Origin of the sequence: Microvirga arsenatis (assembly GCF_009910705.1) — a bacterium.
In the GTDB taxonomy this organism is placed as follows: Bacteria; Pseudomonadota; Alphaproteobacteria; order Rhizobiales; family Beijerinckiaceae; genus Microvirga; species Microvirga arsenatis.
Genome location: NZ_JAAAXJ010000044.1, coordinates 2501 through 5550, shown reverse-complemented (window position 1 = coordinate 5550; position 3050 = coordinate 2501). Strand labels below are relative to the sequence as shown.

At 56.6% G+C, this 3050-nt stretch carries 2 tRNA genes and 2 rRNA genes (1 of these 4 cut by a window edge); all 4 read left to right on the top strand.

What is annotated here, in order from left to right:
• Nucleotides 1-191: 191 nt before the first annotated feature.
• Nucleotides 192-1681, top strand: a 16S ribosomal RNA gene (locus tag GR303_RS23935).
• Between the two features lie 153 nt (nucleotides 1682-1834).
• Nucleotides 1835-1911, top strand: a tRNA-Ile gene (locus GR303_RS23930).
• 9 nt (nucleotides 1912-1920) lie between these two features.
• Nucleotides 1921-1996 (top strand) — tRNA-Ala (locus tag GR303_RS23925).
• Between the two features lie 299 nt (nucleotides 1997-2295).
• Nucleotides 2296-3050, top strand: a 23S ribosomal RNA gene (locus GR303_RS23920); it runs 2058 nt beyond the window's last position.
• The 16S and 23S rRNA genes sit together here with 2 tRNA genes alongside, the layout of an rRNA operon.

The following is a 3050-nucleotide window of genomic DNA, read 5'->3' as shown; positions in this document are numbered from 1 at the left end:
TTTGCTCTTTGACATTGTTGAGAAGGAAAGAGAAGCGTAGGCGGCGGTGTCCTTGCGCCGGCCCGAGAGGGCCGGGTGGAATAGACATCGACCAGTCTTGCGCTTTGGTGAGTACACCGCTTCGGTTTCGGCCGGAGTGAGATGGACTCTGTCAATTTGCGTAGTGACGGCAGTCGAGATCGAATTCTCTTCAACGTGAGAGTTTGATCCTGGCTCAGAACGAACGCTGGCGGCAGGCTTAACACATGCAAGTCGAACGGGCACCTTCGGGTGTCAGTGGCAGACGGGTGAGTAACGCGTGGGAACGTGCCCTTCAGTTCGGAATAACCCAGGGAAACTTGGGCTAATACCGGATACGTGCGAGAGCAGAAAGATTTATCGCTGAAGGATCGGCCCGCGTCTGATTAGCTGGTTGGTAGGGTAATGGCCTACCAAGGCGACGATCAGTAGCTGGTCTGAGAGGATGATCAGCCACATTGGGACTGAGACACGGCCCAAACTCCTACGGGAGGCAGCAGTGGGGAATATTGGACAATGGGCGCAAGCCTGATCCAGCCATGCCGCGTGAGTGATGAAGGCCTTAGGGTTGTAAAGCTCTTTCGGCGGGGACGATAATGACGGTACCCGCAGAAGAAGCCCCGGCTAACTTCGTGCCAGCAGCCGCGGTAATACGAAGGGGGCTAGCGTTGTTCGGAATCACTGGGCGTAAAGGGCGCGTAGGCGGCTTTGTAAGTCGGGGGTGAAAGCCTGTGGCTCAACCACAGAATTGCCTTCGATACTGCATGGCTTGAGACCGGAAGAGGTTAGTGGAACTGCGAGTGTAGAGGTGAAATTCGTAGATATTCGCAAGAACACCAGTGGCGAAGGCGGCTGACTGGTCCGGTTCTGACGCTGAGGCGCGAAAGCGTGGGGAGCAAACAGGATTAGATACCCTGGTAGTCCACGCCGTAAACGATGAATGCCAGCCGTTGGCGAGCTTGCTCGTCAGTGGCGCAGCTAACGCTTTAAGCATTCCGCCTGGGGAGTACGGTCGCAAGATTAAAACTCAAAGGAATTGACGGGGGCCCGCACAAGCGGTGGAGCATGTGGTTTAATTCGAAGCAACGCGCAGAACCTTACCAGCCTTTGACATGTCCCGTATGGGCCCTGGAGACAGGGTCCTTCAGTTCGGCTGGCGGGAACACAGGTGCTGCATGGCTGTCGTCAGCTCGTGTCGTGAGATGTTGGGTTAAGTCCCGCAACGAGCGCAACCCTCGCCCTTAGTTGCCATCCTTCAGTGGGGCACTCTAAGGGGACTGCCGGTGATAAGCCGCGAGGAAGGTGGGGATGACGTCAAGTCCTCATGGCCCTTACGGGCTGGGCTACACACGTGCTACAATGGCGGTGACAATGGGCAGCCAACCCGCGAGGGGGAGCTAATCCCAAAAAGCCGTCTCAGTTCGGATTGCACTCTGCAACTCGAGTGCATGAAGGCGGAATCGCTAGTAATCGTGGATCAGAACGCCACGGTGAATACGTTCCCGGGCCTTGTACACACCGCCCGTCACACCATGGGAGTTGGTCTTACCCGACGGCGCTGCGCCAACCTTAACGGGGGCAGGCGACCACGGTAGGGTCAGCGACTGGGGTGAAGTCGTAACAAGGTAGCCGTAGGGGAACCTGCGGCTGGATCACCTCCTTTCTAAGGATGCTCTCTTACGAGAAGGCGCACGCCTCCTCTATCGGAGCTCTTGGAACAATAAGGGCCAGTCAGGCCCTGACATGCGGGACGCTGCCGTCTTCGTTTCTCTTTCTTCTCCGGAACACATCGGCTGGGGCGGTTTGGCCCTGGTTGGGGCCTGTAGCTCAGGTGGTTAGAGCGCACCCCTGATAAGGGTGAGGTCGGACGTTCGAGTCGTCCCAGGCCCACCATGATCGTCAGGGGCCTTAGCTCAGCTGGGAGAGCGGTAGCTTTGCAAGCTTCAGGTCGTCGGTTCGATCCCGACAGGCTCCACCACGATCCTTGTTCCGGATGTTCGCATGCTCCTGAGGCTTCTGTGGAGGCTTGAAGGGGGTGCGGATCTTGTCAGGAGGTTCGCCTTCCCGTCCCGGGGAGCGCGGATGTTTGAAATCGTAAAGAGGCGGCATATTCGGCCAGCAGGACCACCTAGTTCCTGCGAACCAGCCCCGGCCCGCAGCCGGGAGCGCCGGATATGCCTTGGCAAGCAAAAAACATGTCTTTGGAGCGATCCAAAGACAGGTCTTTCTTGAGGTCTTTGTTCGGCTTTTAGCCGAGCGGACAAAGATCATGAGAGCAATCAAGTGTCGTAAGAGCATCTGGTGGATGCCTTGGCGCTGAGAGGCGATGAAGGACGTGGTACGCTGCGATAAGTCTTGGGGAGCTGCGAACGAGCGTTGATCCAAGAATCTCCGAATGGGGAAACCCACCTTCGACCCTTTGTATTGTGACGTCATTGGAAACAGTGGTGTTGCACTACGGAGGGTCAGATGAAGGTATTAGACCCTGAATCCATAGGGGTTTAAAGCGAACCCAGGGAACTGAAACATCTAAGTACCTGGAGGAAAGGACATCAATTGAGACTCCGTTAGTAGTGGCGAGCGAACGCGGACCAGGCCAGTGCCTGCTTGATCCTCACCGGAACCGCATGGAAAGGCGGGCGATATGGGTGATAGCCCCGTACGGATAAGGGTGATGGCAGGACGTGAGTAGGGCGGGACACGTGCAATCCTGTCTGAACATGGGGGGACCACCCTCCAAGCCTAAGTACTCCTCAGCGACCGATAGTGAACCAGTACCGTGAGGGAAAGGTGAAAAGCACCCCGACGAGGGGAGTGAAACAGTACCTGAAACCGGATGCTTACAAACAGTGGGAGCCCAAGGTTCGTCCTGGGTGACCGCGTACCTTTTGTATAATGGGTCAGCGACTTACAGTAACGAGCAAGCTTAAGCCGATAGGTGGAGGCGCAGCGAAAGCGAGTCTGAACAGGGCGTTTTGAGTTCGTTGCTGTAGACCCGAAACCGGGTGATCTAGCCATGAGCAGGTTGAAGG